This window comes from Pseudoalteromonas sp. CF6-2 (genome assembly GCF_021729425.1).
GTDB lineage: Bacteria > Pseudomonadota > Gammaproteobacteria > Enterobacterales > Alteromonadaceae > Pseudoalteromonas > Pseudoalteromonas arabiensis.
The window spans coordinates 883,096-898,080 of record NZ_CP091442.1; the positions used below are offsets into that span (position 1 = coordinate 883,096).

18 protein-coding genes and 1 riboswitch are annotated in these 14,985 nt (G+C 41.8%); all 18 genes read left to right on the forward strand.

Annotation, left to right across the window (positions count from 1 at the left end):
• The first annotated feature begins 9 nt into the window (after positions 1 to 9).
• The 18 genes from fliS to L3Q70_RS04215 all read left to right on the forward strand — a co-directional run bounded on the left by fliS (position 10) and on the right by L3Q70_RS04215 (position 14,984).
• Positions 10 to 402, forward strand: coding sequence for a flagellar export chaperone FliS (gene fliS / locus L3Q70_RS04130; protein ID WP_062570303.1), 393 nt, complete (start codon positions 10 to 12; stop codon positions 400 to 402).
• Between the two features lie 276 nt (positions 403 to 678).
• On the forward strand, positions 679 to 990 hold the full coding sequence (locus L3Q70_RS04135) for a hypothetical protein (protein ID WP_130151052.1): 312 nt from the start codon (positions 679 to 681) through the stop codon (positions 988 to 990).
• Positions 990 to 2,405 carry a flagellar hook-length control protein FliK gene (locus L3Q70_RS04140; protein ID WP_237114891.1) on the forward strand — a complete coding sequence of 472 codons (1,416 nt, stop codon included), beginning with the start codon at positions 990 to 992 and terminating at the stop codon, positions 2,403 to 2,405. Before L3Q70_RS04135 ends, L3Q70_RS04140 begins: the two co-directional genes overlap by 1 nt.
• 16 nt (positions 2,406 to 2,421) lie before the next feature.
• The gene (locus L3Q70_RS04145; protein ID WP_062570306.1) at positions 2,422 to 2,859 is read left to right on the forward strand and encodes a flagellar basal body-associated FliL family protein; all 438 of its coding nucleotides are present in this window, start codon (positions 2,422 to 2,424) and stop codon (positions 2,857 to 2,859) included.
• A 9-nt stretch (positions 2,860 to 2,868) separates the two neighbouring features.
• The gene (locus tag L3Q70_RS04150) at positions 2,869 to 3,591 is read left to right on the forward strand and encodes a FliA/WhiG family RNA polymerase sigma factor (RefSeq protein ID WP_237114892.1); all 723 of its coding nucleotides are present in this window, start codon (positions 2,869 to 2,871) and stop codon (positions 3,589 to 3,591) included.
• A gap of 18 nt (positions 3,592 to 3,609) precedes the next feature.
• Positions 3,610 to 4,473, forward strand: coding sequence for a flagellar motor stator protein MotA (gene motA / locus L3Q70_RS04155; RefSeq protein ID WP_062570308.1), 864 nt, complete (start codon positions 3,610 to 3,612; stop codon positions 4,471 to 4,473).
• On the forward strand, positions 4,474 to 5,466 hold the full coding sequence (locus L3Q70_RS04160) for a flagellar motor protein MotB (RefSeq protein ID WP_062570309.1): 993 nt from the start codon (positions 4,474 to 4,476) through the stop codon (positions 5,464 to 5,466).
• Positions 5,459 to 5,848: a PilZ domain-containing protein gene (locus tag L3Q70_RS04165; protein WP_062570310.1), complete on the forward strand. Its 390-nt coding sequence runs from the start codon at positions 5,459 to 5,461 to the stop codon at positions 5,846 to 5,848. The genes L3Q70_RS04160 and L3Q70_RS04165 overlap by 8 nt, the downstream gene beginning before the upstream one ends.
• Positions 5,849 to 5,875: 27 nt before the next feature.
• On the forward strand, positions 5,876 to 6,760 hold the full coding sequence (locus L3Q70_RS04170) for a FliM/FliN family flagellar motor switch protein (RefSeq protein ID WP_062570311.1): 885 nt from the start codon (positions 5,876 to 5,878) through the stop codon (positions 6,758 to 6,760).
• A gap of 7 nt (positions 6,761 to 6,767) precedes the next feature.
• Positions 6,768 to 7,097 (forward strand): FliM/FliN family flagellar motor switch protein, encoded by a 330-nt coding sequence (locus tag L3Q70_RS04175; protein WP_062570312.1) that lies wholly within the window; start codon positions 6,768 to 6,770, stop codon positions 7,095 to 7,097.
• 3 nt (positions 7,098 to 7,100) lie between these two features.
• On the forward strand, positions 7,101 to 7,853 hold the full coding sequence (gene fliP, locus L3Q70_RS04180; protein WP_062570313.1) for a flagellar type III secretion system pore protein FliP: 753 nt from the start codon (positions 7,101 to 7,103) through the stop codon (positions 7,851 to 7,853).
• Entirely contained in the window at positions 7,850 to 8,119 is a 270-nt protein-coding gene (locus tag L3Q70_RS04185) for a flagellar biosynthetic protein FliQ (RefSeq protein ID WP_130151061.1), read from the forward strand. The genes fliP and L3Q70_RS04185 overlap by 4 nt, the downstream gene beginning before the upstream one ends.
• On the forward strand, positions 8,116 to 8,898 hold the full coding sequence (fliR, locus tag L3Q70_RS04190; protein ID WP_062570315.1) for a flagellar biosynthetic protein FliR: 783 nt from the start codon (positions 8,116 to 8,118) through the stop codon (positions 8,896 to 8,898). The genes L3Q70_RS04185 and fliR overlap by 4 nt, the downstream gene beginning before the upstream one ends.
• A complete protein-coding gene (flhB, locus tag L3Q70_RS04195; RefSeq protein WP_193988441.1) occupies positions 8,899 to 10,029 on the forward strand; it encodes a flagellar biosynthesis protein FlhB in 1,131 nt (376 codons plus the stop codon). It abuts the gene before it with no gap.
• A 9-nt stretch (positions 10,030 to 10,038) separates the two neighbouring features.
• On the forward strand, positions 10,039 to 12,117 hold the full coding sequence (gene flhA, locus L3Q70_RS04200) for a flagellar biosynthesis protein FlhA (RefSeq protein ID WP_276574698.1): 2,079 nt from the start codon (positions 10,039 to 10,041) through the stop codon (positions 12,115 to 12,117).
• 132 nt (positions 12,118 to 12,249) lie between these two features.
• Positions 12,250 to 12,335: riboswitch (cyclic di-GMP riboswitch) on the forward strand.
• A gap of 98 nt (positions 12,336 to 12,433) precedes the next feature.
• Positions 12,434 to 13,318, forward strand: a complete 885-nt coding sequence (locus L3Q70_RS04205) for an OmpA family protein (protein WP_237114893.1) — start codon at positions 12,434 to 12,436, stop codon at positions 13,316 to 13,318.
• Between the two features lie 15 nt (positions 13,319 to 13,333).
• On the forward strand, positions 13,334 to 14,644 hold the full coding sequence (locus L3Q70_RS04210; RefSeq protein ID WP_130151065.1) for a sigma-54 dependent transcriptional regulator: 1,311 nt from the start codon (positions 13,334 to 13,336) through the stop codon (positions 14,642 to 14,644).
• Between the two features lie 16 nt (positions 14,645 to 14,660).
• Entirely contained in the window at positions 14,661 to 14,984 is a 324-nt protein-coding gene (locus L3Q70_RS04215) for a flagellar hook-basal body complex protein FliE (RefSeq protein WP_062570318.1), read from the forward strand.
• Position 14,985: the final 1 nt, after the last annotated feature.

Here is a 14,985-nt window from a genome sequence, read left to right on the forward strand (position 1 = left end):
GGATTAATTATGTATGATTTAAATGATGGCTTTTCAGCTTATAAAAATACTTCAGTAGAAAGCCGTGCAGCTGGCGCTGATATTCATAAGTTAGTTTTAATGTTATTCGATGGGTTTTTAGATGAACTTGAGCGGGTAGCTGGTCATATACAGCAAAAGCGTTTTGATAAAAAAGCTCAGGGCATCGAAAAAATGATGCGTATTCTTGGTGGTTTAGATGCCTCTTTAGATACAGAAAAAGGCGGCGAAGTCGTTGTTAATATGCAGCAGCTTTATGAGTACTGTGGTGGTGCTTTAATGACTGCAAGTCTTCAAAATGATTTATCTGCATTGTCATCTGTACGTGAAGTTATGCAAAACCTACAGCAGGGCTGGGCAGGATTAGGCTCTCAAGCTGCTTAATCACACCTTATTTATAAGTAATGTTATTTGTTCTGAATCCAAAGCCAGCACTTTTAGCTGGCTTTTTTTGTAACTTAGCATTCTCAACAAACGCTTAAGTTCCTCTTTACTTCCTACCTTTCCGATAAGCGGAAATTAAACTTCCGTTCAGCATTTTGTAGATTAACTTTTTCCTTATATATCAACACGTTGTGTTTTGGAATGCTTTTTGCTCGTTAAGCTGGTGTTAATGCAGCTCTGAATTGTTTACGGCTGCTCGCTTTAATTGAAATGATCATGATGAATAAACAGCAAACAGACCAGAAAATTCAAACCCTATTGCAAGCTATGGCGAAAGCGATAGAAGAGCAGCAGTGGCAACATATTCGTCATTTTGATCAGCAATTAATGCAGATCCTTAATGAGGCGAAGTTAGCACCTTGGTATCCAAGTTGGCAGTCTAGAGTGAGTGAGTTGAAAGGTGAATATTCACACTTTCTAGCATTAATTAATGCGCAAAAAAACGAATTACAAACACGTATGCAGCAACATCAAAAAGATCGTGACGGCATTATTGCATACAAACAATTTACTGATGGTGCGCGTTAATGAAAGAATTAATCATACACCCACATGTTTCAGGGAATAGAGCCGGTGCTGAAAAGGTGCAAGCAAACTTTACTGACCCTGAAACAAGCCAATTCGATTTAACCGACCATGAAGAGCAAGCACAATCTACTAGTGAGCTTCGCTCTGAGCTTGAGCAAGTAGAGACAGAAAAGCCATTTGAGCTACCGTCTCAATGGCGCTCAGGTGTATATACACAGTTTAAAGCTGAAAATGAGTCAAGCATGTTAGCGCCAGGTATAACTGCATTATCTGAAACATCGCTGCAACAAGGTGCTGAAGCGACAGTTCAAGAACAAATCAATATGGAGCAAGTTGATTCAGCCCTGCCTATTCAACCCGCTTCTCAGGGAGTTACAGAACCACAAGCTTTGGGCTCGCTTCCTGTGCAGGATAGCCTTACTTTAGCTATGCAGACTGCTGCTGAAAATGAAGCTATATCAGAAAAAATACGCGTGAATGAGCAAAGCCCTACTACACAGGGTGAATCAGCCTCGAAAACCTTGCTTGGTGGTTTATCTACTCAGTCGATAGCAAATGCTACAGAGCAGGAACAGTTACAAGTAACGAGTGCTTCGAACGCTAAAGAGTTATTACAGCCTAGCCCTAATAGCGCTCAAGCTATACCGGCAGCTAATCAATTATTAAACAATGAAACTGTTGAGTTAACTAAAAAGCAAGTACCTTTATTTAATGCATCAAGTTTGAATACGGCTATTGCATCGCCGAGTAAAGAATACCCACTTAGCAGCCAACAACCGCACATGCCCCCGGTGGCTGAGTTGGAAACGTTGCGCTCAAGTGAAACTAGAGTAGGACCGGCTTTAATGGTGGAAACAAGCCCTACACAGCCCACTAAGGTTAAGACAGCGCTTGAGCAGCCCAATTTTGCGACGACAGAATTAAGTCGTTCATTTTCTTTTTCTTCTGCTGCTAGTTCAGAGCAAGCCACACAGGTGCAGCAGTGGCGAACTGAGTCGTTATCGACAAATAGTAGTGAATGGGGCCAACGCTTACTGAATGTGCTGCATGACAAGGTGCAGTTGCAAATAGGCCAACAGGTTCAACGCGCGCAAATCCGCCTTGATCCTCCCCAGTTAGGCAGTATTGACATAAGTATTAGTGTTGAGGGAGAAAAAACCACAGTACACATTGTTGCGAGTAATCCACAAATACGTGAAGCCATGCAACAAACGCTTGAGCAACTTCGCCAATCACTCACTCATGCCGAGCAAAGTACTGTTGATGTTGATATTAGCGATAAACATCAACAGCACAAACAAACACACGAATTTACACAAGAGCAAGATATTGCAGCTAATCAGTTAAATGATTTGCCTACCTCCGTTGAGCCTAGGCAAGCGCAGCAACAAGATTGGTTGAATAGACTGATATAGAAATGGGAGTGGAACTTTGAAAAAAATACAATTAGCAGTACTTGCTGTCGGATTATTAGCACTTGGTTTTTTTGGTGCAAGCTATTTTCAAGAATCAAAAACAGAGCAAGCCCCAGTGGCCTCTGTTGATAAACCAGACGTTAAATATATGGCAATGGATCGCTTTATTATCAGTGTTGCTGACGATGAATATGCTCGCTATTTAGTGCTCGATTTGAGCCTTGGTTTTGCACCAACCTTACAAAACGAAACAGATGCTGAAACCTTTATGCCAGTACTACGCAATGTGCTTGTAAAAAACTTTGCGAATATGGAGCACGCTACTGTGCGGAGCACATTTACCGATGTAGAGAAAGTTCAAACAGACCTACTTAGTCAGTTTAATAAGGTGTTGGCTAATAAGTCATCGCTTGAATTGGCTGATGTATTAATAACCAATGTTTTCATTCAGTAGAGAACGCGTATGTTAGTTGAACAACAATGGCCATCTTCGGATGAGCAGCAAGCAGGTTTAATGAGTACACATACCGAGGGGGAACTACTCGAACGGTATGCATACTTAGTGAAGCGTGCAGCTTCCCACATGCGAACGCAATTGGGTGTTGTTGTCGACATGGACGATATTCAGCAAATAGGTTTAGTGGCACTGCTTTCGTCAATTCGTCGTTATGGTCGAAATGTCGACGAACAATTTTCGGCATTTGCTTTTAAGCGTATTCGGGGCGCGATGCTAGATGAGTTTCGTCGAATAGATTGGCGAGGACGACAACTAAGACAACAGTCGCATCAATTGCGTGATGCTTCGCGCAAGTTATTGAAGCAACTAGGCAGAGAGCCAAATGATAGTGAGCTATGTCAAGCATTGGATATTGATTTAGACCAGCTGTTGAAACTGCATTATGCAAGTCAAGCTGAAGCAATTGATAGCCTCGAAGCATTGCTCGGTCACGATGATTCGTTTACTGATGCAGGCAGCCAGTTATCACATACAGAAACGGCTTTAATGCTACAAAAAGCACTCGCCAGCCTACCAGAAAGAAACAAGTTGTTACTGCATCTTTACTACAGCCATGAAATGAACATGAAAGAAATAGCCCTTGCCCTTGATTTAACCGAAGCACGGGTCTGCCAACTACATAAATTGGCAATAGAATCTTTAACAAGAAAACTTCAACAAAGTGAATAACCAACCGGGAAAACAATTATGCAAAGAATATTAGGTTTAGTCGTTGTGCTGGCCGCCGTACTAGGTGGCTTTGCTATTGCTGGTGGTAACTTAGCGAGTATGTGGCAGCCTGCAGAGTTTGTAATCATTTTTGGTGCGGGCTTAGGAGCACTTATTGTTGGTAATTCACGTCATGTTTTAACTGAAATGTTAAGTCAGTTAAAATATCAATTCTTTGGCAATAAAAATCAAAATAACAAAGACTTGTATCATGACTTGCTCATGGTGGTATACACCTTACTTGAACTGGCTCGCCTAAAAGGGATTAAAGAGTTAGATGATCATGTAGAAAACCCTGATACTAGCTCAATTTTTTTAGCCTACCCACAGGTCACAGCCTTTCCTGAGTTAGTAACATTTATTTGTGACAACCTACGCTTATACAGCATGGGAAAAATTAGCCCACATGATTTCGATGCTATGTTAGAGCAAGAGATCTTTTCCATTGAAGAGCAAAAAATGAAGCCGTCAAATGCGTTAGGCGACATTGCCGAAGCAATGCCCGGTTTCGGTATTTTAGCTGCGGTAGGTGGCATTATTATCACGATGCAGCACTTAGATGGACCATTGAGCGAAATTGGCTATCACGTTGCGGCAGCACTGGTGGGAACCTTTGTTGGTATTTTTGGTTGTTACTGCCTATTAGCACCTCTGTCATCGGCTATGCAGCAGTATGTAAAGAAACAAATGACTATGCTTGAGTGTGTTCGAGCTATGTTGGTTGCCCACGCAAAAGGCCATGTAGCTATTGTGGCGACTGACTCTGGTCGAAAACTGATAACACAAGAAAGTAAACCTTCTTTTACCACGATGGAACAGTGGATCAATAACCGAGCAGCTTAAATGAATAATTCTAACCCAGTAATTATTAAACGTGGTCGCCGCTCAGCAAAGAGTGGCAAGCATGGTGGTGCTTGGAAAGTCGCCTTTGCTGATTTCACATTAGCGATGATGGCGTTCTTCATGGTGCTATGGATCATGGCTATTACCAATGAGCAAGAGCGAAAAGATATTGCTCATTATATGCGTACACATTCAATCTTTGATGGTAGCCCCGCATTATTTGAACCAGGCAATAGCCCTTTTCCTGTCGATTTAGGGGGGTCACCTTCCGTTGTTGATCATAAAGCATCAAATCGCTTGCCACCTGATAATCCTCGCCCAGGCATGAGTGAATATTTAAAAGTACCTAAAGGCGATCATGCGCCTTTAGCGGGGAAAGGCGATAAGCTTAATTCAGTGATTGACAGTGAATTTGCAGCATCAAGTGAGCTGAGTTTATTACTAAGTAGCTTTCAAGATTTAGCCAAAGAAGAGCTATTACAGAACAATCTGCAGGTTGAGAAAGTTAGTTCTGGGCTCAGAGTAATTATTCAAGATGACAAAAATCATCAAATGTTTGCGCGTTCAGAGCAAACCATGTCGCCATTTTTTGAAGACTTATTTTTACACTTAGGTGGCCTGTTCAGAAGTATTGAAAACAAAATCATTATTTCGGGTCACAGTGATGCCAGTGCATTCAAAGGAACTCAGTCGAATAACTGGGACTTATCAGGTGCACGTGCATTTCAAGCAAGAAAAATCATGGCAGCAGGTGGGATGCCAACAAACCAAGTTATGCAAGTTAATGCTTTTTCTTCTAATAGACCGATTAATCAAAAAGATAGATTTGCGAGTGAAAATAGACGTGTCGAGATCCTGATTCTGACCAAAAAGGCAGAATCAGAGTTAGAGGCGTTATTCGCTGAGGATAACATCAATAATCCTGTTAAAAAGGCCGCTAGTGCTGCAACAGCAAATCAGCCAGTATTACGCTCGCAGGAGTTATATGAATAAGTCAGAAGAGTCGAAACGAACTCACCCTCGCTGGCCGCTTTGTGAGCAAGATACTCAACTTCCTGCGGCAATGCAACAAGGTGGCATTGCCGTTAAGCTGCATCATTCATGGTTGTTTAACTACTTTATATGCCGTGCTGTGGTTAAAGATATTAGCGTAGGTGGGGCTGGAATGTTGGTGCCAAATGAGCATAAGTTACCGGGCAAGGTCCGTGTAGCATTTAATGATAGTAATGCTTTTATTGGCACAATTCGTTATACGTATCCCGTTACAGAAAAACTGAACTTTGTTGGTATTGAATGGCAAAAGAAAGATGAATTAAGGCGTATAGAGTTAGTTGCTGAGTTACAAAAGCAGGCTAATTACACAACGACTTTATAGCCACACTTTTGGATATTGGAAAATTTTATGAAGCAATTTGTTAAGCCAAAAATAAAGCTCTTCAAGGCTGAACAAGGTAAAGAGTTTAGGCCGTATGCGATCACACAGCAACAACGTCAATACGAAATTGCCCATCAGCGAGCGGGTGAGTTTAGTTTGCATAAAGCCATCGAGTTTGAGTTAGGACAGCTATTTAATGATAGTCAGTTTGCTGTTGATATTAACTTATGTTCACACAGCACCTTGCAAAGCTGGCTAGCTGAAGCGAAACGCGTTTTCTTTAAAAGTTCTGTTTTTGAGCCAATAGACGCTGATGCTTATATCGCATTGGATTACACAAGTGCTCACAGAATGGCTGATTTATGCCTAGGTGGTGATTTAAGCCAAGCTAATAAGGCTGTAGCAGAAGAGCCGCCAGCAGAGTTAACACGCACAGAAAGCCGCATTTGTGCACGGTTATTACAAAAACAAGTTCAGGGTATTCAAGAGCTTATTTTTAAAGAGCGGGCATGCTTACTCGCTGAGCCATGTAGCACTAACAACTTACCGAGCGCGGTCAATTACCTTGCATTTAAAGTACGGTTAATTCTTGATAACGATGTGATCAGCTGGTTCATTTGGTTGCCAGTGGCTTTCTTTAGTCAACCGCAAAGCGAGCATGACGAACAACAAACACACTTATTAAATATGGAAAAAAGCAGCCAATTTTTAGTGAGAGGACATGTTGAAATGGCGCGCAAAAAAGTCACGTTAAGGCAGTTAAAAGCGGCATTAAATGGTGAGGTATTGCCTATTCAACTTAGTGAGCCTGCTTCTTTCAAGTTAGGTAATAAAACCTTCTTTACAGGTCAAATTGTACAACAAGATGCCAGTTTGACTTTCCAAATTACAGATAACACAAATAAAGAGTAAATGAATTATGACTGACAACCTTGATGATGCATTAGCAGGTTTAGAGCTTGATGGCTTAGACAACTTAAGCGCTGAGCCAAGCAATGAGAATGATATGTCTGTATTTGCTGATGTGCCGTTAACTATTACGCTAGAAGTCGCGAGCACAGAATTAACGTTAGGTGAGTTATCACAAGCCAAACACGGCGATGTTTTACGCTTAGACAAAGCCGCAGGTGAGCCGATGGATGTGAAAGTGAACGGTGTATACTTTGCGAAAGCTGAAGTTGTACTGGTTGATGGCCAATATGGCATTAAGTTTATCAGCCAAGATGAGCAAGAAAAGGCGGATAGTTAAGTAATGAATTTACGCAGTGCATTCAACGTCGGGTTTGGTTTACTTATCCTTCTTTTACCAACTTGGTTAAACGCGCAAGAATTAACATTGTTCTCGTTGCAAGACACAGAGCAAGGGCAAGACTATAACGTCAAGCTACAAATTTTGTTAATGATGACGGTGTTGAGTTTAATACCAGCGTTGTTAATGGTACTGACTTCCTTTACTCGGATCATTGTTGTGCTCGCGATTTTGCGCCAAGCAATGGGGCTACAGCAAAGTCCCCCAAATCGTGTCTTAATTGGTATTGCATTGATGCTCACCATGCTTATTATGCGTCCGGTTTGGCAAGATATATATCAAAATGCGTATAAGCCTTTTCAAGCAGAAGAGATGGGATTAGAGCAAGCACTAGCTCGAGCTGAACAGCCTCTACGTGCATTTATGCTTAAGCAAACACGTGAAAGCGAGCTACATCAAGTGCTTTTAATTGCTAATGAGCCCACCAACTTAAAAGCGGATGAAATTCCATTTGAAGTACTTATGCCTGCTTTTGTGCTTAGTGAGCTGACAACCGCTTTTCAAATCGGTTTTATGCTCTTTATTCCCTTCTTGATTATTGATTTAGTGGTTGCCAGCGTATTGATGTCGATGGGTATGATGATGTTATCCCCATTGATTATCAGCTTACCATTTAAGCTGATGGTGTTCGTACTCGCTGATGGTTGGTCAATGGTGGCAGGAACGCTGGCTGCGACATTCGGAGGGCCAATATGAGTCCTGAGATGGCCACGCAACTGATTGCCGATGCAGTCTATACCATTATAGAGATGATTTTGGTACTGATAGTACCTGGGCTTATCTTGGGTATTGTGGTGGCAGTTATACAAGGCGCTACCTCTATTCAAGAGCAAACGTTAACCTTTTTACCTCGTATGCTGCTAACACTGTTAATGGTGGTGTTTGCAGGGCATTGGTTAGTGCGCACCTTATTGACGTGGTTTGAAGACCTTAAGTTTATGATCCCAGGGGTTTTTGGTTGAACTCCTTAATTGCTTTAACCAGTAACGACATTGTTAGCTGGATGGGCACCATGTGGTGGCCATTTGTTCGGTTTTCGGCTTTGCTGTGGGCAATGCCAGTATTTGAAAACCCCGCAGTGACTCCACGCGCCCGAATCGCTGTGGCTATGATGCTGGCCTTTTTAGTGGCAGGGCAATTGCCACTCGCTCCAGCGGTTGATATTTTTTCGTTAGATGCTGTCGTGCTGACTGTTGAGCAGATCATTTTTGGTGTCTTAATGGGGCTTGCCTTGCGGTTGTTGTTTGAAGTGATGTCTCTGGTTGGTCTTGTGTTGTCGATGCAAATGGGTTTATCGATGGCTTTGGTAATGGACCCTGGCAGTGGTAATCAGGTTGCATTATTAGGACAGTTATTCTGGATAATGGCTGCGCTTTTGTTTTTTGCCGCTGACGGTCATTTAATTACGTTGCACGTTATGGTCGAGAGTTTTACTGTTTGGCCTATAGGCAGCAGTATTTATAACTTGGACATTATGGCTGTCGTTAATTTATTTGCTTGGTTATTAGCCTCTACTCTACTACTTGCACTACCTGGCGTGATTGCCATGATGTTAGTCAATCTAACGTTTGGCGTAGCAAGTCGCGCAGCTCCTTCTTTGAATATCTTTGTTTTAGGCTTTCCGATGGCCTTAATAATGGGTTTCTTTTGTGTATTTATGACACTTAGTTACACAGGCAATGCATTTGCTAAATTGACCTACCATGTTTTAACCGTATTTAAAACGGCGATGGGAGGGTGAATGTCAGATAACAGTGCACAAGAAAAAACAGAACAGCCCAGTGAAAAGCGCCTCAAAAAAGCACGTGAAGATGGGCAGGTAGCCCGTTCTAAAGAACTTAATACGGCTATTTTATTGATGGTGAGTGTGGCAGGGCTATTGTTTTTCGCTAATTTATTTTATGACCTATTTATTGGCTTGATGCGCACAAGTATGCAACTGGATCATCGTATTATCGATAATACGAAACTCATGCCAAATGCCATAGCTCAAGCAATACTCGATATGCTGGCAACTTTAGTGCCGTTTTTATTGCTCGCGTTTTGCGCTATGTGGATCACGGGGGTGTTACCTGGTGGGTTTATTTTCTCAAAAAAATTACTCGCACCTAAGTTAAGTAAGCTAAATCCTCTTTCGGGTTTAGGAAGAATGTTTGGTAAACAGGTTTTGACTGAGCTGTTAAAGTCGATGATTAAAATTGCCTTGTTGGCTATTTGCTTATTTAGCTTTTTGACTCAGTTATGGCAGCAGTTAGTAGCCTTACAAAATCAAGACTTGCTGGTGGCTCTAAATCAAGGTATTAGCCTGCTATTTTTAGCTATGATGATCACTGTAACTTTGCTGTTATTTGTAGCTGTGATTGATGTGCCTATTCAGCAAAAACAAATTCTAGATAAAATTAAAATGACCCATCAAGAAGTCAAGGAAGAGCGCAAATCATCCGATGGTAACCCCGAGATCAAAAGCAAAATTAAGCAAATTCAATATCAGCAAGCAAATAGGCGTATCGAAGAGCGGGTCCCCACAGCAGACGTGATTGTTACAAATCCAACACACTATGCGGTTGCGATTCGCTATAACGAAGAAAAAGCCAAAGCACCTTATGTTGTCGCTAAAGGCATGGATGAAATGGCACTTAGGATCAGAACATTAGGGCGTCAGCACAATAAAGAAGTTATTGAGTTACCTGCTTTAGCGCGGGCTATCTATTTTTCGACACGCATCGACCAAGAAGTACCTAATGGACTTTATAAAGCGGTTGCTTATGTACTTACTTACGTAATGCAGCTAAAGGCTTACAAGCAAGGGCGAGGTCAAGCGCCAGCGCCATTGCCTGAACTTGAAATTCCAAAAAATTTACAAAAACCATAATGGTGGAGAATGACTTTGAATTGGCGTAGTTTAACCCGACCTTATACTGCTATACCGGTATTGCTGTTAGCTGTTTTATCTATGGTTATTTTGCCATTACCCGCATGGCTACTGGATACCTTATTCACCTTTAATATTGTACTTTCTGTGATCGTGTTATTGGTTGCTGTTTCAAGTTCGAAACCACTCGATTTTTCTGTTTTCCCAACCATTCTGTTGGTTGCAACCTTAATGCGCCTTACTCTAAATATTGCATCGACTAGGGTTGTTTTACTACATGGTCATGAAGGCTCTGATGTGGCAGGGCGAGTCATTCAAGCATTTGGTGAGGTGGTGATTGGTGGCAACTATGTTGTTGGTATCGTCGTATTCATTATTCTGATGGTGATTAACTTTGTCGTAATCACCAAAGGTGGCGAGCGTATCTCTGAAGTTGCAGCACGTTTTACTCTTGATGCAATGCCAGGCAAGCAAATGGCAATTGATGCCGACTTAAATGCGGGACTAATTGGCCCAGAACAAGCTAAAGAACGACGTACTACCGTGGCACAAGAAGCTGATTTCTATGGTTCAATGGATGGTGCTTCTAAATTTGTACGCGGTGATGCAATAGCCGGTCTGATCATCTTAGTGATCAACTTACTGGGTGGTGTCAGCATTGGGGTATTTCAGCATGACTTGAGCATGGCTGAAGCATTTCAACGTTTCGCTCTTTTAACAATTGGTGACGGCTTAGTTGCACAAGTCCCTTCATTATTACTGGCTGTTGCTGCGGCAATTATTGTTACCAGAATGAACGATGAAGGTGACATGAGTGAAGCGGTGGGAAGCCAGTTACTTGCCTCACCAAGAGTGATTCTAACAGCCGCATTAGTCATGCTGGTGTTAGGTATTGTGCCAGGCATGCCAAGCCTTGCGTTTATTGGCTTTGCACTGCCTCTTTTGTATGTTGCTTGGCGACTTTACAAAAAGACACCACAAGGGCAGTTAGAAGAAGCGCAAAGTATTACAGATACAATTGCCCAAGAACAAGCAGCTCTGAGCTGGCAAGATATTCCGCATGTCGATACTTTAAGCGTTGAGCTTGGTTTTCGTTTAGTTTATCTGGCCGATAAGGAAAAAGGTGAGGAGCTAGCAAAAACAATACGTGGTATGCGTAAAAGCTTATCTGAACAACTTGGTTTCTTGTTACCTGAAATCAGAGTTAAAGATAATCTCAATCTTAATCCTCAAGAATATAAAATCAAACTAGCAGGAGTGGCCGTTGCGTCTGCTCAACTGAATGCCAAGCAGCTACTAGCTTTAAACACCGGCGATACTTACGGCCAGTTAGATGGTGAACTAACGACGGACCCAGCTTATGGTTTGGAAGCTGTGTGGGTTGATGAGAAAAATAAAGCCAAGGCACTGAATATGGGTTATTCAGTTGTCGACTTAGCCACGGTAATCGCAACGCATATGGGCAAAGTGATAAAAGAGCATTTAGATGAGCTGTTTAGTTATGAAGATATTCAAAACTTACACGAGAGATTAAAGACTGTATCACCTAGTTTGGCTGATGCGCTTGAAAAGTCTTTACCAATTAACCTGCAACTAAAAGTGATGAGAATGCTACTTAAGGAGCATGTCGCGATTGGTGATATCGTGACTATTGCAGGCACTTTAGTTGACAGTATCGAAGTCACAAAAGACCCGATTCTACTTGCTGCCGATGTACGCTGTGCACTAAAACGTGTGTTAGTAAAACAAGTGATGGGCAATCGTGACGAATTAGCTGCTTATAGCTTAGATGAAAAACTAGAGCAAACGATGCAAAGTTCGTTAGAACAAGCCATGCAAGCAGGGAAGGTAGCATTAGATAGTTTTGCTGTAGATCCTAATTTACTTGGCCAGTTCCAACGAGCCATGCCTGTGATTACTGATGAAATGAAATCTCAAGGTGTTAACCCTGTGTTGATTGTTATTCCGCAGCTAAGACCTTTACTGGCGCGCTATGCACGTTCATTTACGAAGGGAGGTTTATCAGTGCTTTCTTATAATGAAGTGCCTGATAATATTAAAGTTAGTATCGTTGGCTCTTTAGGATAGTGTAAGCGGTATGAATTTAATATGAATAAATACCCGTAATGTTGCTTTTTGGTTTTTTTTATCTATAATCATTAAGAATTAGGTACTTGTTAACTGTTTTATAATAACAGTTACTTAGTTGGAAACACTAAGACAATTAAATGGCAAACTACACCGAAAGGGTAGGACGCAAAGCTTCCAGTCTAAAACCGCAAGGTCATGATAGTGGGGTTACATTAACTTAGCGGCACGTCTATTCGCCTCTTCAGGCAATTTGTTCCGCTTATTATATACGTTAAAGCCCTTAATTGGGCTGTTTATGATAATTGGAATACGAATGAACAACTCATATCAGCTTGTTAAGGCAACTTTTTTAATTGTTGTAGGCATTATAACTGCTTATGCATTGCCTGTGAAAGCTGAACGCGTAATTACCCAAAATTATGAGCAGGCAACATGGTATGTCAGTGGTGATGCTTTTTATTGCCAACTTAGCCAAAAATTAGATAGTTATGCGCAATTATCGATTATTAGCGAGCCTGCAGAGCCACAGCACCTAGATTTTAAGTGGTTGTTAACCGAACGTGATATCACGGATGTACAAGTATTTGCCCGTACAGCGGATTGGCAAAACAAGCAAGCAATCGCCCCTTCTATACAATTCTTTTCAGCCAATATTGAGCAGCAACAGGTTACGTTTAAACAAGGTGTTGCACCTCTTTTAAGCGCCATTAAGCAAGGCTACTGGTTAGATACAATCGTCGGGTTTGGCGATGAGCAACTGAGACTGACTTTTCCTACAACTCATAGTGATAACGCGATTGATAAATACCAGCAATGCCGTGAAAAATTAGCACCTTTATCTTGGCGACAAGCGAGAGATTATGAAATTAATTTTGACTCAGGAGAGCGTGTTGTTAAACGTGCCGCAGACCTGCGTTATTTAGAGAAACTAGTTCGTTATATTCAACTCGATCCTAAAGTTAAGAAAGTCATGATTGATGGACATACAGATAATGTAGGTTCTCCACTTGCCAATCGTTTGTTATCGAAAGAAAGAGCCGATGATGTGGCATCCCGACTTATTGAGTACGGGATCGATGCAAAGTTAATTGAGATCAGGGCTCACGGAGGACGCTATCCCGTGGCAAGCAATTCAGATTCGAACGGTCAGTCTTCAAATAGGCGCGTCTTAATTCGTCTATTTCGTCAAAAAAGCTAAGGTGTGAGAAGGAATATGGATCAGAAACATCTACTATGGCTTGCGCCAGAACAACCATCACGTGAAATTGAATTGGCGATCAATGATGAGCAGTATCAACTTCTGTACACAGATTCGATCCCCGATGCTATTGGTTATTGTTTGAGTTATCAGCCTGAACTGGTATTAATTGATGCTCAACAAGCACAAATGAACTTGGTTGACTTGGTAAAACTAGTTAAAAGAACTCATCAAGGTGGACAAATTATCACGCTTGTGGAATCGAACCAAGGTGAGCTTGCTTCACAGTCACTCAATAATGGGGCTGTCGACTTTTTACTTAAACCGTTTTTTGCTGATCAACTCAAACTAACTATCCGTAACGCTGATTCTATGAAGCATGGTGTGAGTGACTTAATTGCTGTGTCACTGAAATCACAGCAAGTGCTTAGACTTGCCAATCGTGCAGCACAAACATCTGCAAGCGTACTCATTATGGGTGAGTCGGGTACAGGTAAAGAAAAGCTCGCTAACTTCATTCATCAATCTTCTCCACGTGCAGATAAGCCATTTATTGCGGTTAACTGCGCAGCTATTCCAGAAAATATGCTGGAGTCTATGTTATTTGGTTATAACAAAGGTGCATTTACGGGGGCGGTAGCACAGCAAGCGGGTAAGTTTGAGCTTGCAAATGGCGGCACTATTTTACTGGATGAGATAACTGAACTGCCTTTAGAGCTGCAAGCTAAATTACTTCGTGTCCTACAGGAGCGAGAGGTTGAGCGATTAGGCAGTCATCAACGCATTAAACTCGACATTCGTGTGATTGCAGCATGCAATAAGCCACTGCGTGAGCAAGTAGAGAAAGGCCTTTTTCGTGAAGACTTATTTTACCGCTTAGATGTATTGCCGTTAATGTGGCCAGCATTACGTGACCGAAGTGACGATATTTTACCATTAGCGAAGTATTTTATTGCTAAATACGGAGATGAGAAGTTTCACTTTAGTCAACAGGCAGAGCAGTTGATGCATAGCTATCACTGGCCAGGTAATGTTCGTGAGCTGGAAAATGTAGTGCAAAGGGCATTAGTGATGGCTCGCGGTGTCGAAATTCAAGCGGCAGATCTAAACCTACCCGAAAACGTTAAAGCACTCACGACAACCAGTGCGTCACAGTTAAAACATAGCAAGAAACAAGCTGAATTTGATTATATTTATGATTTACTTAGCCGTTTCAAAGGACACAGAACCCAAACCGCAGAGGCACTCGGTGTGAGTACCCGAGCTCTTCGATACAAAATAGCCGCCATGCGTGAGTATGGCATGGATATAGACGCAATCGCTTAATTTAAGGAACAGAGTAATGTCACCTATTGAAAGTCAACGCCTTCTGCTTGGAAAAATGACTGATATGCAGCAACTAGCTGCGGCAGAGAGCATTGCGCCTGCAGCAAGTAAATATCAAGACGCAGCAATTAGTACTGAATTCAAAACAGTTGTTCGCGCTGTTAATGAGCAACAAAATATCTCATCGCAAATGATGCATGCGGTAGATACGGGGCAAACGGATGATGTTGTGGGGGCAATGGTCGCAAGTCAAAAAGCCAGCCTAAGCTTCTCAATGTTAATGGAAGTACGCAATAAACTACTTAATGGCATTGATGATGTCATGCGTATGTCACTGTAGA